The sequence below is a fragment of the Acinetobacter sp. ABJ_C1_1 genome (assembly GCF_044684115.1).
Lineage (GTDB): Bacteria > Pseudomonadota > Gammaproteobacteria > Pseudomonadales > Moraxellaceae > Acinetobacter > Acinetobacter nosocomialis_A.
The window spans coordinates 78,464-100,438 of the sequence record NZ_JBITPU010000012.1 but is presented as its reverse complement, the minus strand read 5'-3'; the positions used below and the strand labels follow the sequence as shown (position 1 = coordinate 100,438).

Below are 21,975 nucleotides of genomic sequence, written 5' to 3'. Positions count from 1 at the left end.
GATGGAATAAAAATAGATTAGAGTAATTACTCTAAATTTGCTTTTGCATAATTTTAAGAAGGGATAGCAAGTGATTTCGACAAAAGCTGTAAAGCCCACTCTGCAACTTGCCTACGTTAAGCTCATGATGGATGTTGTTGGTCGTGGCTTAGTCATGGCGAGTCAAGTAGATAGTGAAATACAAGAGGAAGTATCCAAATTTCCTGTTCACTTTGTACTTTCAATGAATGTCTTCCCAAATGGACCAGCATTTTTTGCCCGAGTGACAGAGAACAAACAATTAGAACTGCTAAAAAGAGCGGAAAAAAAGCCTGATTTAACCATTACATTTAAGCATGTAACCCATGCATTTTTGGTTTTCTCATTTCAGGAAAGTACTGCTCAAGCATTTGCAAATGATCGAATGATTGCCGATGGTGATGTATCCGCAGCAATTCGTTTAGTACGCTGCCTAAACAAAATGGAATCTCTCATTTTACCGAAATTGGTAGCTTCACTCGCAGTTAAAGAATACCCAACCGAACTCACCCTAAAAGAAAAATTCAACGAAGCTGCAAATATTTATTTAAAAGTAGCTAAGTCTTACTTCAAGCGGAGCGCATAACATGGCTAAACCATATTACGAATTCTTTTGTCCTGTAAAAGTCATTGCCGGTAATGCTGCTTTAGAACATATTCCGTTTGAACTTGCAACTTTAGGTGCAAAGCGTCCACTTATCATTACAGATAAAGGCGTTCGCGCAAATGGCTTACTCAACCCTATTGAAGCTGCATTTAGCACAACTGATGCTGTGATTGGTCATGTTTTTGATGATGTTCCGCCAGACTCAAGTCTTGAAGTAGTTCGTCTTGCAGCAGAAGCTTATCGTACAAATAAGTGTGACGCGATTATTGCTGTTGGCGGTGGCTCTGTTATTGATACCTCTAAAGCAACCAATATTTTAGTCTCTGAAGGTGGAAATGACCTTCTTCAATATTCTGGTGCACATAACCTACCAAAACCATTAAAGCCATTTTTTGTGATTCCAACCACATCAGGTACAGGTTCAGAAGTGACTATGGTTGCTGTGGTTTCTGACACACAAAAGAATGTGAAATTGGCATTTGCTTCATATTATTTAATGCCACATGCTGCAATCTTAGATCCACGTATGACATTAACTTTACCACCTCACTTGACGGCAATGACTGGTATGGATGCGTTAACACACTGTGTTGAAGCATATACTTGCATGGCAGCTAATCCACTCAGTGATGCCTATGCAAGTGCGGGTATCAAAAAGATTAGTGAAAATTTATTTAATGTTTTAGAAAATCCAAATGACTCGCAAGGCCGTTTAGAACTCGCACAAGCTTCTACAATGGCAGGTATCGCATTTTCTAACTCGATGGTAGGCCTTGTGCACTCGTTAGGGCATGCATTAGGTGCAGTTGCTCACCTGCCCCACGGTTTATGTATGAACCTATTCTTACCTTATGTGCTTGAATACAACAAACAAGTAAATGGTCAGAAAATTGGTGAGTTACTATTACCTCTAGCTAGTGCAGATATCTATGCACAAACTCCAGCAACCCAACGTGCAGATAGAGCAATTACAACTATTTTAGCAATGCGTGATCGTTTATTTAGCTTAACCAAGTTACCACGTACCTTGCGCGAAACTGGTAAGGTTACTGAAGCACAACTTGATGAAGTTGCAGAAAAAGCACTAAATGATGGCTCTATTATTTACAACCCTAAAGAAGCAAGCTTAAAAGATATACGCGAGATCCTACAAAAAGCTTGGTAATTTAAGTTTTAGCTATCTAAAGAAAAAACTAAAGGTCTGATTTTTATGACAAATCAGACCTTTTTTATATCTATGAATTTTTATTCATCATTTTCTTTGGAAATATGGCAAAAAATTTGCTAAAAAATCCACGAAAGTACTGACAATTTGCATCAATTTAGGATAGATTGGCGCACTTTATCTTTTATGTAGGGGGGATCGTTCGTCTCAAACGATCCTTAACACCAAGCTGATCCTTGATCAACGATTATGAGGATAACGCCGTTGACAAACTTATCTGGGACTAAACCAACAGCTAAACTTCAAAAGAATCTTGTGCTATGGCACATCATTATTATTGGTTTAGCTTATATTCAGCCATTAACTTTATTTGATACTTTTGGTTTAGTATCAGAACGAAGTGGTGGTCATGTACCTACTTCTTATATTTTTGCGTTAGTTGCAATTTTATTGACGTCGATCAGTTATGGACACATGATCAAACGCTATCCTTCTTCAGGGTCAGCATACACCTATGCCCAAAAGTCAATTCACCCTAATGTTGGTTTTATGGTGGGTTGGTCATCTTGGCTAGACTATTTACTTTCACCACTCGTCAATATCATTTTGGCCGATATTTATTTAAGAGCATTGTTTCCAGAAGTAAATAATTGGTTATGGGTAATTGGCCTAACTGCATTAATGACTGTTATTAACTTATTCGGCGCACGTTTCGTTGCTCGCTTTAACAGTACAATTGTAGTTATTCAACTTGGTGTTATCTTTTACTTTGTTTATCAAGTGTATACCTTGCTTACCCAAGGTGTATATGCCGATGGTACGCTAAATCCGGATAAAGCTGAATTATGGTCACTCACTCCTTTTTGGAATGATATGACTTCTATTAGTGCTTTGATTGGTGGTGCAACGGTACTTTGTTTCTCTTTTACAGGTTTTGATGCTTTATCTTCACTTGCTGAAGAAACAAAAGATGCTGAAAGAACACTTCCAAAAGCGATTTTTTCAACAGCATTGCTTGCTGGTGTCATTTTCATCATAAGTACTTACTTTATCCAGTTGTATTTCCCAAGCAACCCAACGACTTACTTTAAACCGTTAGATGAATCACAACCTGTGATGGTTGCAGCAATTGGTAGCATTGCCTTTAAAACATTAGTTTTATACTTTGCTGTGGTTGCAGTAATGGCATCGGGTATTTCAGCACACGCTGGCGTATCTCGCTTAATGTATGTAATGGGACGTGATGGCGTTATCAATAAAAAGTTGTTTGGTCATATTAGCCCAAGACTACATACCCCAACTTACAATATTCTTATTGTTGGTGTAGTTGCGTTGTCTGCTGGCTTTTTAGACCTTGAACATATTGTTAACTTAATTAGTTTCGGGGCCTTAACTGCTTTTAGTTTTGTGAACTTCTCTGTCATTTCGCGTTATGCGCTTAGAGATGGTAAAAACAAATCTATTAAAGATATTATTAATTACATTATTGTACCGACGCTTGGCTTTGCCAGTGTGTTCCTAATGTGGTTGGAAATTGACAAGCTTGCTTTACAAATTGGCTTAGCTTGGGCAGTGGTTGGTGTAGGTTATCTTGCTTACAAGACCAAAGGCTTTAAATACAATGCTCCTCAACACAACGAGCATGAATAATAAAAAAGGCGCTTAAAGCGCCTTTTTTATGGACTTATTATCCAAATATTTTATTTACAATACCTTGTACGCGTTTTGCATAAAGTTTTGCTGTTTCCAAGTCCCCTGTTGGAATCTCATCTACACTTGCATCTGATGGCGACTGAACAAGTAGACCTACTGAGCCACCCAAGTTATTTACATCTTCACGTTTTGCGTTTTTAGTGTTTGCTGGCAATAGACCTAAGCTCACCCAAATGCCACCGTGTTGTGATGCTAAAGTTTGTAATTGAATAAGCGTAACTTGCTTATCACCATTTAGGCTTGCACTGTTGGTAAAGCCTGCAAATACTTTATCTTCCCAACCACGTGTAAACCAAACTTTTGAAGTTGCATCAGCAAATTTTTTAAATTGCCATGGTGCTGTACCCATGTAAGTCGGAGCACCGAAAACAATACCTTTTACATTGTTTAATGTTTCCCAATCTTGCTCAGTAATATTACCTTCCTGATCAATCTGGATAAGTTGAGCATTAATTTCATTAGCAAAAGTTTCAGCAACTACTTTCGTGTGGCCATAACCAGAGAAATATACAACCGCAATATTAGAATTAGACATGGAAGAACCTGTGTTTTATTAAATTCCATTTTATGATATATTTTAGAAACTAGGTGTCAATTAGTTACCACTTGGTAACTAGTATATTTTTTTTAAAATAAGTAGGTAAATGGTATGAATGAATGTCTAAAATATAATATTTTTCAACAACATTGCCCTGCTCGTTTATTTTTTGAAAAAATTGCAGACAAGTGGGTTTTACTCATCTTAAACATTCTTGAAGAAGAAACACAGCACTTCAATTTGCTCAAAAAGAATATTCAAGGTATTTCACCTAAAGTCTTATCACAAAAGTTAAAAATGCTTGAAAGAGACGGCTTTATCGAACGTAAAATTCAAGACACTTCACCTATTCGTGTTGACTATTCACTTACACCATTAGGCCAAAATGTCGCTTCAATGGCATTCCAGTTAAAAGAATGGGCTGAAACAAACATCGAACAAGTTTTAGCAGCACAAATCATCTATGATGAAAAAGTACTAGAACAAGCTTAAATTAAAATTAGATCAAAAAAATAAGGCCACCAAGGGCCTTATTTTTTGTATTTATAAAACTAACCTAAATTTTTAAAGCCTTGCTGACGCCATGCTTCATAAACAATCACTGCAGTCGCATTAGATAAATTTAAACTTCTAGAATTTTCAGCCATTGGTAAGCGAATCCACTGCTCTTGAGGGAACATCAAACGCACATGTTCAGGCAAGCCACGTGTTTCTGGCCCCATCAGTAAAGCCACAGGTCGGTTTAAATCAACTGTATGCGGAGTTGCAGAACCCTTTGTCGTTAGAGGAAAGACATGCTCAACACCTTTTGACTTTAAGTCTGCAAGGCATGCTTCAATATTGTCCCAAATCTGCATTCTTGCCCATTCATGATAATCAAGCCCTGCACGTTTAAGCTTTTTATCATCAAGCTCAAAACCTAAAGGCTTAACCAAATGCAATTGAGCCCCTGTATTAGCACATAGACGAATAATATTCCCCGTGTTCGCAGGAATCTCAGGCTCGTATAGAACAACATGAATCACTTAATTACTCACTTAAATTACTTGTTGGTTAGTTCAGGCAATCATTAAATCTATCGAAGATAATGATTAGCCCACTAGTTCCACTGTAACTGTTCACGCAAACGTACGACTTCACCAATAATCGTGAGAGTCGGCGCATGAATTTGATGTTCTGTCACTTTAGATGCAATATCAGCAAGTGACCCCACCACAACCTTTTGTTCAGGGGTAGTACCCTTTGAAATTAATGCGACTGGCATATCTGGACGCTGTCCATGTGCAATTAACTGCTCGCAAATACGTTCTAAGCCCACCAAGCCCATATAAAGAACTAAAGTCTGGTTTTCATATACCAGCTCATTCCAAGGAAGCTCAGGAGAGCCTTCTTTTAAATGACCAGTTAGAAAACGTACACTCTGCGCATAATCACGATGAGTGAGCGGAATACCCGCATAAGCTGAACAGCCTGATGCTGCAGTAATACCCGGAACCACCTGAAATGGCACACCAGCTTGGAATAATTCTTGAATCTCTTCTCCACCACGCCCAAAAATAAACGGATCACCGCCTTTCAAACGACAAACACGCTTTCCTTGTTGAGCATATTCAACGAGTAAAGCATTGATACCATCTTGGGGAACCGAATGATTTGAACGAGCTTTACCGACATATATTTTTGTCGCATCTCGACGGCATAACTCTAAAATAGGTTGAGATACCAAACGATCATAAATGACCACATCAGCTTGCTGCATTAAACGTAAAGCTTTTAAGGTAAGCAGTTCAGGATCACCAGGACCTGCACCCACTAAATAAACTTCACCTTTAGGTGCTTTCCACTCCTGCAATGCTTGTTCAAGCATACTATCTGCAGCATCTAGATTATCGTTAAAAACCTTCTCTTTTAAGGGACTTGCATACAAGTTTTCCCAAAAAATACGGCGTTCATCGGGATTAGAAATTTTTTCTTTAACTTGATTTCGCCATTTTCCTGAAAATTCAGCTAACTTCCCCATTCCATGTGGAATGGATGTCTCTAACTGTGTGCGGATTTGACGAGATAAAACAGGAGATGTCCCATTTGAAGCAACCGAAATCACTAAAGGTGAACGGTCAATAATCGCAGGAACCATAAAGCGGCAATGTGGAATATCGTCAACACTGTTTACGAGTAAATTACGTACTTCGCATTGCTCGAAAACTGTTTTATTGACTTGCGGATCATTGGTCGCGGCAATGACGAGTCGATATGGTGTACTTAAAAACTTCTCAGAGAAAACTTCAACAAAATGCTGACCGTTTGTTGTTGTCACTAATTGCAGAAGCTGTTCTTCAATTTCAGGAGCAACAATATCAATTATTGCCCCCGCCTTAGCTAATAAGGTTGCCTTGCGTAAAGCAATATGCCCTCCGCCCACAATCAGACAACGTTGCTGCTGCAACTTCAAAGAGATTGGAAAAATATCCACCTTAAACCTCTACATCAATCATCTGACTATGTTTAAGCAAAAAACGTGCACAATTTAGATGCAAAGCTTAGTCAATAAACGTTGCACCACCCATATATGGGCGTAATACTTCTGGAATCTCGATTGAGCCGTCTTCACGTTGGTAATTTTCCATTACTGCAAGCAAAGTACGTCCTACTGCAAGACCTGAACCATTTAGCGTATGCACTAATTCAGTCTTCTTCTGATCCATACGGAAGCGTGCTTTCATTCGACGTGCTTGGAAATCACCCATATTAGAGCAGCTTGAAATCTCACGATATGTATTTTGGCTTGGCACCCATACTTCTAAATCGTAAGTTTTCATCGCACCAAAGCCCATATCACCACCACAGAGCAAAATTTTGCGGTATGGCAAACCAAGTGCTTGCAAAATACCCTCAGCATGTGCAGTGAGTTCTTCAAGTGCCTGCATAGATGTTTCAGGTTTAACGATTTGCACCATTTCAACTTTATCAAATTGGTGCTGACGGATTAAACCACGTGTATCACGACCATAAGAACCCGCTTCACTACGGAAACATGGTGTATGAGCCGCATATTTTAATGGTAAACGGTCTGCATCAATGATTTCGTCACGAACAAAGTTAGTGACTGGAACTTCAGCTGTAGGAATAAGGTAGTATTCTTTTTCACCTTGAAGTTTAAATAAATCTTCTTCAAATTTTGGTAACTGACCTGTCCCACGAAGTGAGTCAGCATTAACCAAGTACGGCACATAAGCTTCTGTGTAGCCATTCTTTAAAGTATGAGTATCAAGCATGAACTGGGTTAAAGCACGTTGTAGACGCGCTAAAGGCCCTTTCAACACGCTGAAACGTGAACCAGTGAGCTTGGTCGCAGTTTCAAACTCTAAGCCGCCCATCCACTCGCCTAAATCAGTATGATCTTTGATTTCAAAATCGAACTGACGAGGTGTACCCCATTTTGAGATTTCAACGTTATCACTTTCATCCTTACCAACTGGAACAGATTCATCTGGTAAGTTTGGAATGCTTAATGCTTTTTGCTCAATCTCGTTTTGTAGCTCTGATAAAGCAACTTCAGCAGCTTTAATCTCATCACCAATGGCTTGCATGCGTGCCATGATTTCAGAAGCGTCGCCACCGGATTTTTTAATCTGACCCACTTGTTTAGCACCGGCATTTCGCTCTGCCTGTAACTTTTCAGTTTTTGATTGCAAGTCTTTACGGCGAGTTTCTAAAGACGCCCATTCTTGAACATCTAGCTGAACACCACGTTTTGCCAAAGCTGCATTAACGACTTCAATATTATTTCTGAGTAACTTAGGGTCGATCATAATTAATCATAATATGGGTAAAAAACTGGCTATAGTGTAAGCCCTTAGCACTAAAAAATATAGTGATCATCTTCATATCGAATAGCTTTCACACAATTCTAAGAAGACACCAGATATTTTACATGTTGTAGCTCGGCACACTTGGTAAGTACTCAGGTTTAATGAACTTAGCTGCCTCAAAATACGGCAGTGTTAATTCAGTCATCCCTTCTGCATAAGAAGCTAGCTCATAAACGGGGTAAACAAAAACAATCCCATTGGCACCGTAGTAGTAATTATCACTTAACTGCAGTTTTTCACGGCTAATATTGTGTTCTTGAAGCCAGTTGGTATTCGCATCAAAAAGTGCATCAACGAGTTGCTTTTCTACATCTGGCTTAATCAGTTCAGCAACAGTAATGTGTTTTTTATTTAATAAATCAAAATTTACAAATTCTTGATGAGAGATGCCATGTGCTGCACCTGCAGAGTATGAGTATGTCTGTAAGGCAAAGGTTGCTAGATTATAATTTTGTCCCAAATAACGGACATAAATTGCACTTTGGCTTGAACGAGGCTCCCCCTCTGGTACTTCAACAGGTTTATCAGCCAAGTTTGCAAAAGCATTCGGGTCTGCTTTTTTTATACGGTTTGTAAAATAATCATTAATCCACTTTTGATTAGTTTGTACTGTCTGAAAGTCATATTCAGTACAGCCATCTTCAAGACAAACTTTAGACTTTGGTAATTTTACTGGAATTACTTTTGCCTGAATAACAGGAACTTCTGCTTGTTTTTGCTCTTTTACTGAAGCACTAGATGCAGGTTGCTCATCTTTAGCTGCAGATTTTGGCTGACAGCCACTTCCTGCCACCATGGCAGCTACCATAGGAAGAATGAAAATAATTTTCTTATCGTAAAGTCGCATGTTAATCCCCGTGTATTCTCTTTTATCACTATACAAAGCGTAAGAATAAGACGGGGTTAAAAAATGTATCTGTGATTGATATATAAAAAGAAAGCCACCCTTTCAGGTGGCTTTCTTAAAGAGGTGCAATAATTATTGGTCAATAATATCTGTGCCTTTAGGTGGCGTAAAATTAAAAGTTGAAGCTGGAATTGAAGCATTCACTTTTACATTATTAAATTTCACGTAAGTGGTTTGTCCTAAAGAATCTTGTAACACCATTAATGTCGGTGCTTTGTTGGCACCAAAACTAATCGTTAAGCTTTGGAAAGCGCCATCTTCTTTTTTCGGGAACAACGTGAAATATAATTTAGATTTATCTGGCTGAGTCACTCGGTAAGACTTCATGATTTGACTAGTATTACCAGAGAGCAATAAAGCTGGAGTATCGGCTACTTGCGAATCTAAGCTTTGACGGACAGCTTGTTGTAAATCAGGGTCATAAATCCAGACTGTTTTACCACTCGTCACAATAGTTTGTTTAGACGGACTCACAGTTTCCCAATAAAATTTCCCCGGACGTTCAACTTTCATTGAACCTTTAAATGTCTGGTTCATATGCTGAGCACCTAAACCTTTTTTCTGTGCTACAGCTTTTGTATTTGCTTTGGTTGTTTGTTCAAAATCGGCAGTTAAACGCTGTAATCCTGATAACTGATTTACTAGGTTCCCAATCGCCTGTTGCTCCGGTGCTGCTACTGGTGCAGCAAACGCTGTAGTACTCATTACAGGAGCAAGCACTGACGCGCTGAGTGTAATAGCACACATGGTTTTACGAAGCATATTCATGTCATCACCTTTTTAGTTGCTGTAAGATAACTTGTTCGCTTTTAATTTCACTAAGCCGAACAAGCTCTTCATTCAAGACCCATATTAACCGACAAACTCTGTGCTAATCATTGAGAAAATAAGATATTTTGTTATGTTATTCATATTGTTTGTAGAATTTCATTCATCATGATGAAGATGAAATTAATGAAATTCCATAAAAAAAGCCCACAAAATGTGGGCTTTTTCTTAAGCTAAAACTTAAACAGTTTCAACTTTTACGTAGCGACGGCCAAATTGACCTTTCACTTCGAATTTTACTACGCCGTCAGCAGTAGCAAATAAAGTATGGTCACGGCCCATACCAACATTTGCACCAGCGTGGAATTCAGTACCACGTTGACGAACGATGATGTTACCAGCAGTTACAGTTTGACCACCGTAAACTTTAACACCTAACATTTTTGGGTTTGAATCACGACCGTTCTTCGTCGATCCACCGGCTTTTTTAGTTGCCATGTCTCTTACTCCTCGTGATTAGCCTGAAATACCAGTAATTTTCAACTCAGTGAACCATTGACGGTGACCTTGTTGCTTACGGTAGTGTTTACGACGACGCATTTTGATAATGCGAATTTTGTCGTGACGACCATGACCAATCACTTCTGCAGTTACTTTAGCGCCAGCTACAACTGGAGCACCGATTTGAATGTTGTCACCGTTTACAACCATTAATACATCATCAAATGTAATAGTTGCGCCAGATTCAGCCTTCAATAATTCAACTTTAAGGGTTTCACCCTCAACTACACGGTGCTGTTTACCACCGCTTTGGATTACTGCGTACATAATGTACTCCAATCAGCCCGTGTCGTCGTGTCGATAAAGGGATATATCGATCTTAAAACGAACGCCACTGGGGTTATACAAGGCGACAGATTTTAAGTGAAATTTGATCAAACGACAAGTGCTTTATCTTTATCTAAGCAATAGAGACCGTTATTCTTACATAATAAAAACAGCTTCAATTCGAATTTAGTACTTTTCATTGATTCTGAATGGAATTTAAAATACAGTTCCAAACACAACTTGCAACAAGAACAAGCTGTATTCATGTTGACGTTATTAAAATTTATTGTTTTGTCGGAAACACATCGTTTTGCCGAAATAAAGAACAAAGAACTCTTCATGAACCTACAAATGATTAATATCAATTGCTTGTTTCCCTGTTTAATGCACTTTTAATTGATACACTAACGCCACTTATCACCAATACGGGGTTTTTCTTCATATGGTCATCGATTTTAAGCAAGACATTCTCGCTCCTGTTGCTACAGACTTTGCTGCGATGGATCACTTGATTAATGAAGGAATTAGCTCAAAAGTCGGCTTGGTCATGTCGGTCAGTAAACATGTTGTTGAAGCTGGCGGCAAACGTATGCGTCCGATCATGTGTTTACTTGCAGCACGAGCTTGTGGTCTGGACAACATGCAAAATGCACAGCGTCTGGCTGCCATTATTGAAATGCTTCATACCGCAACTTTAGTGCATGATGATGTGGTCGATGAATCTGGGCTTCGTCGTGGCCGCCCTACTGCCAACGCAACTTGGAACAACCAAACTGCCGTGTTAGTAGGTGACTTCCTTATTGCTCGCGCTTTTGATCTATTGGTTGATTTAAACAACATGACCTTATTAAAAGATTTCTCAACAGGTACATGTGAAATCGCTGAAGGTGAAGTACTACAACTTCAATCTCAGCATCAACCGGATACAACCGAAGAAACATATTTAAAAATTATTCACGGGAAAACTTCTCGTTTATTTGAACTTGCAACTGAAGGTGCTGCCATTTTGGCTGGGCAAGAAGCCTACCGTGAACCTTTAAGATTATTTGCAGGTCATTTTGGAAATGCATTCCAAATTATTGACGATATTTTAGACTACACTTCAGATGCTGAAACATTAGGTAAAAATATTGGTGATGATTTAATGGAAGGTAAACCGACTTTACCGTTAATTTCAGCATTAGCACATTCAACTGGTGAAGAGCACGCCATTATTCGTCGTAGTATTGCGACTGGTGGGGTTGACCAATTATCCAAAGTCATTGAAATTGTACAAAAGTCTGGTGCTTTAGATTATTGCCAGCGCCGTGCCCAAGAAGAAACAGAAGCAGCACTGCAAGCCTTATCAATCTTGCCTGATACACCCTATCGTCAGGCGTTGATTAATCTTACTCGGCTTGCATTACATCGAATACAGTAGATATTATTTTGCCTATGCATATAAATTTTTCAGATCATTTTTTAAAAATCCAGAAACAGCTTGAAAATCCTCAAGCTGTTATCGACGAAAATATTCTCATTGACCTAGTCAATGCTTTACGGCCATCCGATCCTCACAATACGGATGAAATAGAGCAAAAAATACAAGCATTTATTGACAGCTTATTACTTACTCCTACCGCTCCTGTCCTTTTACAAACCTTTTTATTACGTCTCATTAATCAATATAAGCAAGTGAGCTTATATGCCGATAGTGGCATTTTGTCTTTAGATGGTTTCTGGAACCAACTTGGACAAAGACTAGGTGGCCATTTTCTGCCACTCATTGAAGATGCCAGCCAGCTCAAAATTTTGATTGGAAAAATTTTCTATTTAGAAAGTGATTCAGTTTGGTTAAACAACGTTGATGACAAAGATTGGGCAACCTTATTCGGTTTAATTGGGCAAAGTAACAGCAATGTCGATGAAAAACATGCCATTCAACGAGAAATGATTAAGGCGATTACTGTCTTATCTTATCGTATTAGTGGTATTGGGCTTTATCCTGAGTTTATTAATGCTCAGCCTGAGTTAACTGAATATGAATCGCCGTTTTTAGTACAGAACCGTGAAATTATTGAGTTTATCGAAAAATATAAAAAACAAGATATTTCTAGCAATGACATTGCAGTTGTTCCCCCGCCAGATGCATCTCAAGCATTTGTAATGTTGGAACAATGCCGTGACGTCGTTTTAAAAATACGTCGGGCCACCAAAAGAATCGGTGTTAGTTTAAGTTTGACTTATTTACTGTCTTTGCTTGAGCAATGTTTAGATCGAATTGAATTATTACTCTACTTGGTCGTAGACGACAGTGAAGGCCGCTATATTTCTTTAGGGAATTTAATTTCGGACTTAACTAAAGCACATTACAGCGAAAAAAGTGTTCGCTCTTTACTAAGTACCACCAGTGAACTCATCGCCTTTCAGGTCACAGAAAATGCAAGCCGTACTGGTGAGCACTATGTGAGTACAGACACCAAAGGCTTTTGGGGTATGTATAAAGCCGCTGCTGGTGCAGGTGTGATTATTGCCTGTATGGCCTCATTAAAAATTCTTGCTGCACGTATGACGATGGCCCCGCTTATGCAAGCCTTTACGTTCAGCATGAACTATTCACTTGGCTTTATTCTGATTCATGTATTGCACTTTACTGTTGCAACTAAACAACCCGCAATGACAGCCGCTGCCCTCGCTGCAACTGTTCAGCAGCGTAAAGGCTCTAAGACTGCACAAATTGCAGAATTAGCAGCGCTTATTATCAATATTATTCGAACTCAGTTTATTGCTATTTTGGGTAATATCTCGATTGCAATCCCTACTGCCGCACTCATTACTTTTGCTTGGCAGTTTTATCTAGATGAACCTTTATTAACCCATACCAAAGCAACTTCTCTTTTACACAGTTTAAATCCATTTACGTCCTTAGCCGTTCCACATGCAGCAATCGCAGGCGTGTGTTTGTTCTTGTCGGGCCTTATTGCAGGTTACTTCGATAACATGGCTGTTTATAGAAAAGTAGGGCCACGTTTAAAAGCACACCGACGTTTAAAGAGCTTGTTTGGGCAAGAACGCCTAAACCGTTTTGCTGAATATATTGAACGTAACTTAGGTGCGCTTGCTGGTAACTTTCTGTTCGGTGTCATGCTAGGAAGTATGGGAACTATCGGCTTTATTCTAGGTTTACCTTTAGATATTCGCCATATTGCCTTTGCATCAGCGAACTTTATTCAAGGTTTAATGACCATTAACGGTAGTCCAGATATTGGCTTGATTATTGTTTCATTTTTAGGTGTGCTCTGTATTGGTCTCACCAACTTATTTGTGAGTTTCACGCTCACTATTATTGTGGCATTACGTGCACGCCGAGTTCGCTTTGAACAATGGAAACCTTTAGCCAAACTCGTCATGACCCATTTTCTTACCCGACCAAGTGACTTCTTCTGGCCACCGAAACAGCCTCTAGAATTAGAAGAAAATACCCAAACAAGTGGCGGGAAAAAAGCAGAACACTAGCGTTTTGCTTTGTACACAAATTGTGAATTCCGTCAATTTTGTTGTGATTGTTTTTCCAAATGTTAAAAAAATTTCAAAATGAATTTACGATGATCTATCAGGCTTGAAAAAAAGTGTACTGGCAAGTACACTTTCAACGGCATTCAGTAGTAAAACACTACATGAATAAGCAAAGGTGTGTATATGCCCTATCTATTGCTTTGTATTGGTTGCGTTTTTTTAGGATTAGGTGTTCTTGGTCTGGTTGTACCAAGTCTTCAATCTTTGGACTTGCTCACCGTTCAAACATTGAGTCATCATCGTTTAGATTATCTTAATACTATAACTGCCTTTCTTGCACGCGTAGGCGGCATGCCTTTTGTATGTTTTTTATCCTTTCTAGTATGTGTATATTTAGCATGGTATAAAAAATATATTACTGTTATTTTCATTAGCTTGGGAGTTATTGGCAGTATCACCATTGGTTGGCTGCTCAAGTGGTGTGTTAACCGGCCTAGACCTCCTGAGGCATATCATATCGTTGAAAGTTACGGTGCATCGTTCCCAAGTGCACATAGTGTTTATGCATCAACACTGGCTTGTCTGGCAATGATTATGTTATGCCGTAAGCACAACATTAACTCTCCTTATATTGTTTTGATCTCCTGTCTTTGGTTTGTGTGTATGGGGCTTTCAAGAATATATGCAGGAGTTCATTTCCCAACAGACGTACTCGCTGGTTGGGGTATTGGTTTTATTTGGATTGCACTGCTTTGGCTCTGGTTATTACAAACACAAAGTAGGTTAAGTAGAAAACAAATATATTTTTAGATTTTATCTAAACGAGGTGGAACAATGATGTCGGCTAAGCTTTGGGCACCAGCCCTTACTGCTTGCGCATTAGCAACAAGTATCGCGCTTGTTGGTTGTAGCAAAGGCTCCGATGAGAAACAGCAAGCTGCTGCTGCTCAGAAAATGCCGCCTGCAGAAGTAGGTGTTATTGTTGCTCAACCACAAAGTGTTGAACAGAGCGTTGAGCTTTCAGGCCGTACTTCAGCATATCAAATTTCTGAAGTTCGTCCTCAAACAAGTGGCGTGATTTTAAAACGTTTATTTGCTGAAGGAAGCTATGTTCGTGAAGGTCAGGCGCTCTATGAGCTCGACTCTAGAACGAACCGCGCAACGTTAGAAAATGCAAAAGCATCACTCCTACAACAACAGGCAAATCTAGCTTCACTACGTACCAAGTTAAATCGTTATAAACAACTTGTTTCTAGTAATGCTGTGTCTAAACAGGAATATGATGACTTACTTGGTCAAGTCAATGTCTCAGAAGCACAAGTTGCTGCAGCTAAGGCTCAAGTAACAAATGCGAATGTAGATCTTGGTTATTCTACAATTCGCTCTCCTATTTCTGGACAATCTGGGCGTTCTTCAGTAACGGCTGGTGCTTTAGTTACTGCAAACCAGACTGACCCATTAGTAACGATTCAACAGTTAGATCCAATCTATGTTGATATTAATCAGTCTAGCGCCGAGTTGTTACGTTTACGTCAGCAATTAAGTAAAGGCAGTTTAAACAACAGTAACAACACGAAAGTAAAATTAAAGCTTGAAGATGGTTCTACCTATCCAATCGAAGGGCAACTTGCTTTCTCTGACGCTTCTGTAAACCAAGATACAGGAACAATTACGTTACGTGCCGTATTCTCTAACCCGAATCATTTATTGCTTCCGGGTATGTATACAACTGCACAAATTGTTCAGGGTGTTGTTCCAAATGCTTATCTGATTCCACAAGCTGCCGTTACACGTTTACCTACAGGTCAAGCTGTAGCAATGCTTGTTAATGCCAAAGGGGCTGTTGAGAGTCGTCCAATTGAAACCTCAGGGGTTCAAGGACAAAACTGGATTGTGACTAACGGCTTAAAAGCTGGCGATAAAGTCATTGTTGATGGCGTTGCCAAAGTTAAAGAAGGGCAACAAGTAACAGCAAAACCTTATCAAGCTCAACCAGCAAATCCTCAAGGTGCAGCGCCAAATGCTGCGAAACCGGCTCAATCAGGTAAACCTCAAGCAGAACAGAAAGCAGCTTCAAATGCATAAGGGGTAGATTGAATGGCACAATTTTTTATTCATCGCCCCATATTTGCGTGGGTGATTGCATTAGTCATTATGTTGGCGGGTATTCTCACGCTAACAAAAATGCCTATTGCACAGTATCCAACGATTGCACCACCGACAGTCACAATTGCTGCGACTTATCCTGGTGCGTCGGCTGAAACAGTTGAAAACACCGTAACCCAGATCATTGAGCAACAAATGAATGGTCTCGATGGTTTACGTTATATTTCTTCTAACAGTGCAGGTAATGGTCAAGCATCTATTCAATTAAACTTTGAACAAGGTGTTGACCCTGATATTGCACAGGTTCAAGTTCAAAACAAATTGCAATCTGCAACTGCACTTTTACCTGAAGATGTACAACGTCAAGGTGTGACAGTAACTAAATCTGGTGCGAGTTTCTTGCAAGTTATTGCATTCTATTCACCAGATAACAACCTGTCAGACTCAGACATTAAAGACTATGTAAACTCATCAATTAAAGAACCCCTTAGCCGTGTTGCTGGTGTTGGTGAAGTAACAGTCTTTGGTGGTTCATACGCGATGCGTATTTGGCTCGATCCAGCTAAATTAACAAGTTACCAACTCACACCTAGTGATATTGCAACTGCTTTACAAGCGCAGAACTCGCAAGTTGCTGTAGGTCAGTTAGGTGGTGCACCTGCTGTACAAGGTCAAGTGCTTAACGCAACTGTAAATGCTCAAAGCTTGTTACAGACACCTGAACAGTTTAAAAATATCTTCTTAAAGAACACAGCATCAGGTGCTGAGGTTCGTTTAAAAGATGTTGCTCGTGTAGAGTTAGGTTCTGATAACTATCAGTTCGATTCGAAATTTAACGGCAAACCAGCGGCTGGTCTTGCAATTAAAATTGCAACTGGTGCGAACGCACTTGATACAGCAGCAGCTGTTGAACAACGTTTGTCTGAATTACGTAAGAACTATCCAGCAGGTTTACAAGATAAACTCGCTTATGACACGACTCCATTTATCCGTCTTTCAATTGAAAGTGTTGTACACACGCTAATTGAAGCCGTGATTTTGGTATTCATTGTCATGTTCCTATTTTTACAAAACTGGCGCGCAACGATTATTCCAACGCTTGCAGTTCCAGTAGTTGTATTAGGTACATTTGCAGTTATTAATATCTTTGGTTTCTCAATTAACACCTTAACCATGTTCGCTATGGTATTGGCAATCGGTCTTCTGGTCGATGACGCCATTGTTGTAGTCGAAAACGTTGAACGTGTAATGAGTGAAGACCATACCGATCCGGTTACAGCAACTTCTCGTTCAATGCAGCAGATTTCTGGTGCATTAGTGGGTATTACCAGCGTATTGACTGCGGTATTCGTACCAATGGCCTTCTTTGGTGGTACAACAGGTGTAATTTATCGTCAGTTCTCGATTACCCTTGTAACAGCAATGGTTTTATCGTTAATTGTGGCGTTAACCTTCACCCCTGCACTTTGTGCAACAATCTTAAAACAGCATGATCCAAATAAAGAACCAAGCAATAATATCTTTGCGCGTTTCTTTAGAAGCTTTAACAACGGTTTTGACCGCATGTCGCATAGCTACCAAAATGGTGTTAGCCGCATGCTTAAAGGCAAAATCTTCTCTGGCGTGCTTTATGCTGTTGTAGTTGCCCTTTTAGTATTCTTGTTCCAAAAACTCCCATCTTCATTCTTACCAGAAGAAGATCAGGGTGTGGTCATGACACTTGTTCAATTACCGCCAAATGCAACGCTTGACCGTACAGGTAAAGTGATTGACACCATGACTAACTTCTTCATGAATGAAAAAGACACTGTGGAATCTATTTTCACCGTATCTGGTTTCTCATTCACGGGTGTGGGTCAAAATGCTGGTATTGGCTTCGTTAAGTTGAAAGACTGGAGCAAACGTACAACACCAGAAACTCAAATCGGCGCATTAATTAAGCGTGGTATGGCATTAAACATGATCATTAAAGATGCATCATACGTTATGCCATTACAGCTTCCTGCAATGCCTGAATTGGGTGTAACTGCCGGATTTAACTTGCAGCTTAAAGATTCAAGTGGTCAAGGCCATGAGAAATTGATTGCAGCTCGTAACACCATTCTAGGCTTAGCATCACAAGATAAACGCCTGATGGGTGTACGTCCAAATGGTCAGGAAGATACACCTCAGTATCAAATTAATGTAGATCAAGCCCAAGCTGGCGCGATGGGCGTGAGCATTGCTGACATCAACAATACAATGCGTATTGCATGGGGTGGTTCATACATTAACGATTTCGTTGACCGTGGTCGTGTGAAAAAAGTTTATGTTCAAGGCGATGCGGATACCCGTATGATGCCTGAAGACTTAAACAAGTGGTATGTACGTAATAACAAAGGTGTGATGGTTCCATTCTCTGCATTTGCTACAGGTAAATGGACTTATGGTTCTCCACGTCTTGAACGTTATAACGGCGTATCATCAGTTAACATTCAAGGTACTCCTGCACCTGGCGTAAGCTCTGGTGACTCGATGAAAGCAATGGAAGAAATTATTGGTAAGTTACCATCTATGGGCTTACAAGGTTTCGACTATGAATGGACAGGTTTATCACTTGAAGAACGTGAGTCTGGTGCTCAAGCTCCATTCTTATACGCACTTTCATTGTTAATCGTATTCCTTTGCTTAGCTGCATTATATGAAAGCTGGTCTATTCCGTTCTCGGTTTTACTTGTGGTACCACTGGGTGTCATTGGTGCACTTGTATTGACCTACTTGGGTATGATTATTAAAGGAGATCCAAATCTCTCAAATAACATTTACTTCCAGGTGGCGATTATTGCGGTGATCGGGCTTTCTGCAAAAAATGCGATCTTGATTGTTGAGTTCGCAAAAGAATTGCAGGAAAAAGGTGAAGATCTGCTTGATGCAACCTTACATGCTGCAAAAATGCGTTTACGTCCAATTATCATGACGACCCTTGCCTTCGGTTTTGGTGTACTTCCACTTGCTCTTTCAACAGGTGCTGGTGCAGGAAGTCAGCACTCAGTAGGCTTCGGTGTACTTGGTGGCGTACTCAGCGCGACATTCTTAGGTATCTTCTTTATCCCTGTATTCTATGTGTGGATTCGTAGTATCTTTAAGTACAAACCAAAAACCATAAACACTCAGGAGCATAAATCGTGATGCAAAAAGTATGGTCTATTTCAGGTCGTAGCATTGCGGTATCTGCACTTGCGCTTGCTTTGGCAGCTTGTCAAAGCATGCGCGGCCCAGAACCAGTCGTGAAAACCGATATTCCACAGAGCTATGCATATAACAGCGCTTCTGGTACATCTATTGCTGAACAGGGCTACAAACAGTTCTTTGCTGACCCGCGTTTGCTGGAAGTAATCGACTTGGCTCTTGCGAATAACCGTGATTTACGTAAAGCAACGCTCAATATTGAACGTGCTCAAGAGCAATATCAAATTACGAAGAACAACCAGCTTCCAACGATTGGAGCAAGTGGTAGTGCAATTCGTCAGGTTACGCCAAGCCGTGACCCGAATAACCCCTACTCTACTTACCAAGTAGGTTTGGGTGTAACTGCTTATGAGCTTGATTTTTGGGGCCGTGTTCGTAGTCTAAAAGACGCTGCTTTAGATAATTACCTCTCAACACAAAGTGCGCGTGATTCGACTCAGATCAGCTTGATCAGCCAAGTTGCTCAAGCATGGTTGAATTATTCGTTTGCAACAGCAAATTTAAGACTTGCAGAGCAAACTCTTAAAGCACAGCAAGATTCTTACAATCTCAACAAAAAACGTTTTGATGTAGGTATCGACAGTGAAGTTCCGTTACGTCAGGCACAGATTTCTGTAGAAACTGCGCGTAATGATGTAGCGAACTACAAGACTCAAATTGCTCAAGCACAGAACTTATTGAACTTACTTGTGGGTCAACCAGTCGCACAAAACTTGTTGCCAACACAACCTGTGAAACGTATTGCTCAGCAAAATGTATTCACTGCTGGTTTACCAAGTGACTTGTTAAACAACCGTCCAGATGTAAAAGCAGCTGAATATAACTTAAGCGCTGCGGGTGCGAATATTGGTGCTGCAAAAGCACGTTTATTCCCAACCATTAGCTTAACGGGTTCAGCAGGTTATGCATCAACTGACTTAAGTGATCTATTTAAGTCTGGTGGTTTTGCATGGTCAATTGGTCCAAGCTTAGATTTACCAATCTTTGACTGGGGTACTCGTCGTGCCAATGTGAAAATTTCTGAAACTGATCAGAAAATTGCATTGTCTGACTATGAAAAATCAGTTCAGTCTGCATTCCGTGAAGTGAATGATGCACTTGCTACGCGTGCCAACATTGGTGACCGTTTAACAGCGCAACAACGTTTGGTAGAAGCAACTAACCGTAACTACACACTTTCAAATGCTCGCTTCCGTGCTGGTATTGATAGTTACTTGACGGTTCTTGATGCACAGCGTTCATCTTATTCAGCTGAACAAGGTTTGTTATTGCTTCAACAAGCAAACTTAAACAACCAAATCGAGTTATATAAAACTCTAGGTGGTGGTTTAAAAGCAAATACTTCAGATACTGTGGCACACCAACCATCAAGTGCTGAACTTAAAAAGCAATAAGCTTTAAATCATGTTCTTATAAAAGCTCACTTCGGTGGGCTTTTTTATTGCAACTGATGTGAATATTTTTTATCTTGAAACCTTAAGAAATTTAGATTGATAAAAAACAATGTTATTAAGTAATTTAGAAAGCGTTCCAGGCCATCAAATTTTAAAGCAACTCGATGTTGTTTATGGAAGCACTGTTCGTAGCAAACATGTGGGCCGTGACCTCATGGCAAGTTTAAAAAATATTGTGGGTGGTGAACTCACGGGCTACACCGAACTTTTAGAAGAATCCCGCCAAGAAGCCATGGATCGTATGATTGCCAAAGCCCAGCAGCTTGGTGCAAATGCAATTGTCGGTATTCGTTTTTCAACTTCAAACATTGCCCAAGGCGCTTCAGAGCTATTTGTATATGGCACAGCAGTCGTGGTGCAACCGCAAGCTCCACATCTACCAGATCCATTTAATGCATAGGTAGAAAATGGAAAATCTTATTTTTCAGCTTGTTGTTTTTCTCATTCTTTTCAGTATCGGTTGGGCTTTTGGCCGTCATATTGAACAAAAACATTTGAATGAACTTCTAGAAAAAGAGCAACAATTTGCCCATATCAGAATTGATACCAATCGTTTTGCAACGAGTGATCAGTTGGGCCACTTTATTAGCAGTAACGTGGTCATTTCCCATGACTACTTTAAATATGTACTGGCTTCTATAAAAAATGTTCTAGGTGGTCGTCTTAGCAGTTATGAAAGTATTGTTGAACGTGCTCGCCGTGAAGCGATTATTCGTTTAAAACAACAAGCACATAGTGTGGGTGCTAACCATATTATGGGAGTTCGGCTGAGTACAACCGAACTCGGTATGCAAGGTGGAATGGTTGAAGTTTTTGCTTATGGTACAGCAGTCAAAGACTAGCACTGCCCCATAGCAGAAAAATGTATACGCGGATTGCCAATATTTTTAGTTAAGTGTTGGCAAATTCCGGTAATTTTCCATTTGTCCTGTTGTTTTGCCAAAGTAAAATAATAGCGACCAAAAGAATGAAAATAATCATTTTCCGAAAAACGGTAAATTTGATAATTACACTCTAGCCAAGCTTGGTCTTGTTCAATCCGAATAAGAGGATTACTCAAATTGTGCTGTAGTCGCAAATGCGACAAAGCTTGTTGCCGTGAACCTTTATATTCATGACAAGACACCACACATAGAGGTTCTCCTCTAAACTGGAAATAGTCCACCTCAAGTTGATCGGCCAATAACTCATCAAACGCATCCCAATTTTTCTGGTCAAAGACCAATTGAAAACGCGTTACAACGTCTAAGATACGATGGTAGTCTTGATCCATGGT

21 protein-coding genes and 1 pseudogene are annotated in these 21,975 nt (G+C 39.8%); 13 read left to right on the top strand and 9 right to left on the bottom strand.

The window, feature by feature from the left end:
* Positions 1-70: 70 nt before the first annotated feature.
* The 3 genes from ACG59Z_RS13870 (at position 71) to ACG59Z_RS13860 (ending at position 3,440) form a co-directional block, all read left to right on the top strand.
* Positions 71-604, top strand: a complete 534-nt coding sequence (locus tag ACG59Z_RS13870; RefSeq protein WP_002051257.1) for a hypothetical protein — start codon at positions 71-73, stop codon at positions 602-604.
* Position 605: 1 nt separating this feature from the next.
* Entirely contained in the window at positions 606-1,790 is a 1,185-nt protein-coding gene (locus ACG59Z_RS13865) for an iron-containing alcohol dehydrogenase (RefSeq protein WP_400199834.1), read from the top strand.
* A gap of 264 nt (positions 1,791-2,054) precedes the next feature.
* Positions 2,055-3,440: an APC family permease gene (locus tag ACG59Z_RS13860; RefSeq protein ID WP_080961315.1), complete on the top strand. Its 1,386-nt coding sequence runs from the start codon at positions 2,055-2,057 to the stop codon at positions 3,438-3,440.
* Between the two features lie 37 nt (positions 3,441-3,477).
* Here the strand turns inward: ACG59Z_RS13860 and ACG59Z_RS13855 are convergent, their stop codons facing one another.
* Entirely contained in the window at positions 3,478-4,038 is a 561-nt protein-coding gene (locus ACG59Z_RS13855; protein WP_400199833.1) for a flavodoxin family protein, read from the bottom strand.
* A gap of 114 nt (positions 4,039-4,152) precedes the next feature.
* On the opposite strand from ACG59Z_RS13855, the gene ACG59Z_RS13850 reads away from it, so the two are divergent.
* Positions 4,153-4,533 carry a helix-turn-helix domain-containing protein gene (locus tag ACG59Z_RS13850; RefSeq protein ID WP_032010152.1) on the top strand — a complete coding sequence of 127 codons (381 nt, stop codon included), beginning with the start codon at positions 4,153-4,155 and terminating at the stop codon, positions 4,531-4,533.
* Positions 4,534-4,592: 59 nt separating this feature from the next.
* Here ACG59Z_RS13850 and ACG59Z_RS13845 read toward each other — a convergent pair whose 3' ends face one another.
* The 7 genes from ACG59Z_RS13845 to rplU form a co-directional block, all read right to left on the bottom strand.
* A complete protein-coding gene (locus tag ACG59Z_RS13845) occupies positions 4,593-5,066 on the bottom strand; it encodes a tRNA (cytidine(34)-2'-O)-methyltransferase (RefSeq protein WP_002051239.1) in 474 nt (157 codons plus the stop codon).
* 74 nt (positions 5,067-5,140) lie between these two features.
* Positions 5,141-6,514 (bottom strand): siroheme synthase CysG, encoded by a 1,374-nt coding sequence (cysG, locus tag ACG59Z_RS13840; RefSeq protein ID WP_400199832.1) that lies wholly within the window; start codon positions 6,512-6,514, stop codon positions 5,141-5,143.
* Positions 6,515-6,581: 67 nt separating this feature from the next.
* Positions 6,582-7,853 (bottom strand): serine--tRNA ligase, encoded by a 1,272-nt coding sequence (gene serS, locus ACG59Z_RS13835; RefSeq protein WP_017393835.1) that lies wholly within the window; start codon positions 7,851-7,853, stop codon positions 6,582-6,584.
* Between the two features lie 118 nt (positions 7,854-7,971).
* Entirely contained in the window at positions 7,972-8,760 is a 789-nt protein-coding gene (locus ACG59Z_RS13830; RefSeq protein ID WP_400199831.1) for an RsiV family protein, read from the bottom strand.
* 132 nt (positions 8,761-8,892) lie between these two features.
* A complete protein-coding gene (lolA, locus tag ACG59Z_RS13825; RefSeq protein WP_002051355.1) occupies positions 8,893-9,588 on the bottom strand; it encodes an outer membrane lipoprotein chaperone LolA in 696 nt (231 codons plus the stop codon).
* 240 nt (positions 9,589-9,828) lie between these two features.
* Positions 9,829-10,086 carry a 50S ribosomal protein L27 gene (gene rpmA, locus ACG59Z_RS13820; protein WP_000201632.1) on the bottom strand — a complete coding sequence of 86 codons (258 nt, stop codon included), beginning with the start codon at positions 10,084-10,086 and terminating at the stop codon, positions 9,829-9,831.
* A gap of 18 nt (positions 10,087-10,104) precedes the next feature.
* Positions 10,105-10,416 carry a 50S ribosomal protein L21 gene (gene rplU, locus ACG59Z_RS13815; protein ID WP_000271409.1) on the bottom strand — a complete coding sequence of 104 codons (312 nt, stop codon included), beginning with the start codon at positions 10,414-10,416 and terminating at the stop codon, positions 10,105-10,107.
* Positions 10,417-10,512: 96 nt separating this feature from the next.
* On the opposite strand from rplU, the pseudogene ACG59Z_RS13810 reads away from it, so the two are divergent.
* The 9 genes and pseudogenes from ACG59Z_RS13810 (at position 10,513) to ACG59Z_RS13770 (ending at position 21,541) form a co-directional block, all read left to right on the top strand.
* Positions 10,513-10,812 (top strand): annotated as a pseudogene (locus ACG59Z_RS13810) (hypothetical protein).
* A gap of 46 nt (positions 10,813-10,858) precedes the next feature.
* Positions 10,859-11,836 (top strand): All-trans-nonaprenyl-diphosphate synthase, encoded by a 978-nt coding sequence (gene sdsA / locus ACG59Z_RS13805; RefSeq protein WP_079548933.1) that lies wholly within the window; start codon positions 10,859-10,861, stop codon positions 11,834-11,836.
* 14 nt (positions 11,837-11,850) lie between these two features.
* On the top strand, positions 11,851-13,911 hold the full coding sequence (locus tag ACG59Z_RS13800) for a site-specific recombinase (RefSeq protein WP_400199846.1): 2,061 nt from the start codon (positions 11,851-11,853) through the stop codon (positions 13,909-13,911).
* A 183-nt stretch (positions 13,912-14,094) separates the two neighbouring features.
* Complete coding sequence (locus ACG59Z_RS13795; RefSeq protein WP_240287939.1) at positions 14,095-14,721, top strand: phosphatase PAP2 family protein; 627 nt, start codon at positions 14,095-14,097, stop codon at positions 14,719-14,721.
* Positions 14,722-14,745: 24 nt separating this feature from the next.
* Positions 14,746-15,996: a multidrug efflux RND transporter periplasmic adaptor subunit AdeI gene (gene adeI, locus ACG59Z_RS13790; protein WP_263614465.1), complete on the top strand. Its 1,251-nt coding sequence runs from the start codon at positions 14,746-14,748 to the stop codon at positions 15,994-15,996.
* A 12-nt stretch (positions 15,997-16,008) separates the two neighbouring features.
* Positions 16,009-19,185, top strand: coding sequence for a multidrug efflux RND transporter permease subunit AdeJ (gene adeJ, locus ACG59Z_RS13785; protein ID WP_263614466.1), 3,177 nt, complete (start codon positions 16,009-16,011; stop codon positions 19,183-19,185).
* The gene (adeK, locus tag ACG59Z_RS13780) at positions 19,185-20,639 is read left to right on the top strand and encodes a multidrug efflux RND transporter outer membrane channel subunit AdeK (protein ID WP_263614919.1); all 1,455 of its coding nucleotides are present in this window, start codon (positions 19,185-19,187) and stop codon (positions 20,637-20,639) included. The genes adeJ and adeK overlap by 1 nt, the downstream gene beginning before the upstream one ends.
* A gap of 109 nt (positions 20,640-20,748) precedes the next feature.
* Positions 20,749-21,099: a YbjQ family protein gene (locus ACG59Z_RS13775; protein WP_002051367.1), complete on the top strand. Its 351-nt coding sequence runs from the start codon at positions 20,749-20,751 to the stop codon at positions 21,097-21,099.
* Positions 21,100-21,106: 7 nt separating this feature from the next.
* Positions 21,107-21,541, top strand: coding sequence for a YbjQ family protein (locus ACG59Z_RS13770; protein WP_400199830.1), 435 nt, complete (start codon positions 21,107-21,109; stop codon positions 21,539-21,541).
* Here ACG59Z_RS13770 and ACG59Z_RS13765 read toward each other — a convergent pair.
* The gene (locus ACG59Z_RS13765) at positions 21,538-21,972 is read right to left on the bottom strand and encodes a nuclear transport factor 2 family protein (RefSeq protein WP_016803829.1); all 435 of its coding nucleotides are present in this window, start codon (positions 21,970-21,972) and stop codon (positions 21,538-21,540) included. The genes ACG59Z_RS13770 and ACG59Z_RS13765 overlap by 4 nt on opposite strands.
* Positions 21,973-21,975: the final 3 nt, after the last annotated feature.

Coding starts and splice junctions, on each gene's coding strand:
- adeK (WP_263614919.1), top strand. CDS start 19,185: ATGCAAAAAGTATGGTCTATTTCAGGTCGTAGCATTGCGGTATCTGCA.
- ACG59Z_RS13855 (WP_400199833.1), bottom strand. CDS start 4,038: ATGTCTAATTCTAATATTGCGGTTGTATATTTCTCTGGTTATGGCCAC.
- ACG59Z_RS13775 (WP_002051367.1), top strand. CDS start 20,749: ATGTTATTAAGTAATTTAGAAAGCGTTCCAGGCCATCAAATTTTAAAG.
- ACG59Z_RS13770 (WP_400199830.1), top strand. CDS start 21,107: ATGGAAAATCTTATTTTTCAGCTTGTTGTTTTTCTCATTCTTTTCAGT.
- rplU (WP_000271409.1), bottom strand. CDS start 10,416: ATGTACGCAGTAATCCAAAGCGGTGGTAAACAGCACCGTGTAGTTGAG.
- serS (WP_017393835.1), bottom strand. CDS start 7,853: ATGATCGACCCTAAGTTACTCAGAAATAATATTGAAGTCGTTAATGCA.
- ACG59Z_RS13795 (WP_240287939.1), top strand. CDS start 14,095: ATGCCCTATCTATTGCTTTGTATTGGTTGCGTTTTTTTAGGATTAGGT.
- ACG59Z_RS13865 (WP_400199834.1), top strand. CDS start 606: ATGGCTAAACCATATTACGAATTCTTTTGTCCTGTAAAAGTCATTGCC.
- ACG59Z_RS13830 (WP_400199831.1), bottom strand. CDS start 8,760: ATGCGACTTTACGATAAGAAAATTATTTTCATTCTTCCTATGGTAGCT.
- adeJ (WP_263614466.1), top strand. CDS start 16,009: ATGGCACAATTTTTTATTCATCGCCCCATATTTGCGTGGGTGATTGCA.
- ACG59Z_RS13800 (WP_400199846.1), top strand. CDS start 11,851: ATGCATATAAATTTTTCAGATCATTTTTTAAAAATCCAGAAACAGCTT.
- sdsA (WP_079548933.1), top strand. CDS start 10,859: ATGGTCATCGATTTTAAGCAAGACATTCTCGCTCCTGTTGCTACAGAC.
- lolA (WP_002051355.1), bottom strand. CDS start 9,588: ATGAATATGCTTCGTAAAACCATGTGTGCTATTACACTCAGCGCGTCA.
- rpmA (WP_000201632.1), bottom strand. CDS start 10,086: ATGGCAACTAAAAAAGCCGGTGGATCGACGAAGAACGGTCGTGATTCA.
- ACG59Z_RS13765 (WP_016803829.1), bottom strand. CDS start 21,972: ATGGATCAAGACTACCATCGTATCTTAGACGTTGTAACGCGTTTTCAA.
- ACG59Z_RS13850 (WP_032010152.1), top strand. CDS start 4,153: ATGAATGAATGTCTAAAATATAATATTTTTCAACAACATTGCCCTGCT.
- adeI (WP_263614465.1), top strand. CDS start 14,746: ATGATGTCGGCTAAGCTTTGGGCACCAGCCCTTACTGCTTGCGCATTA.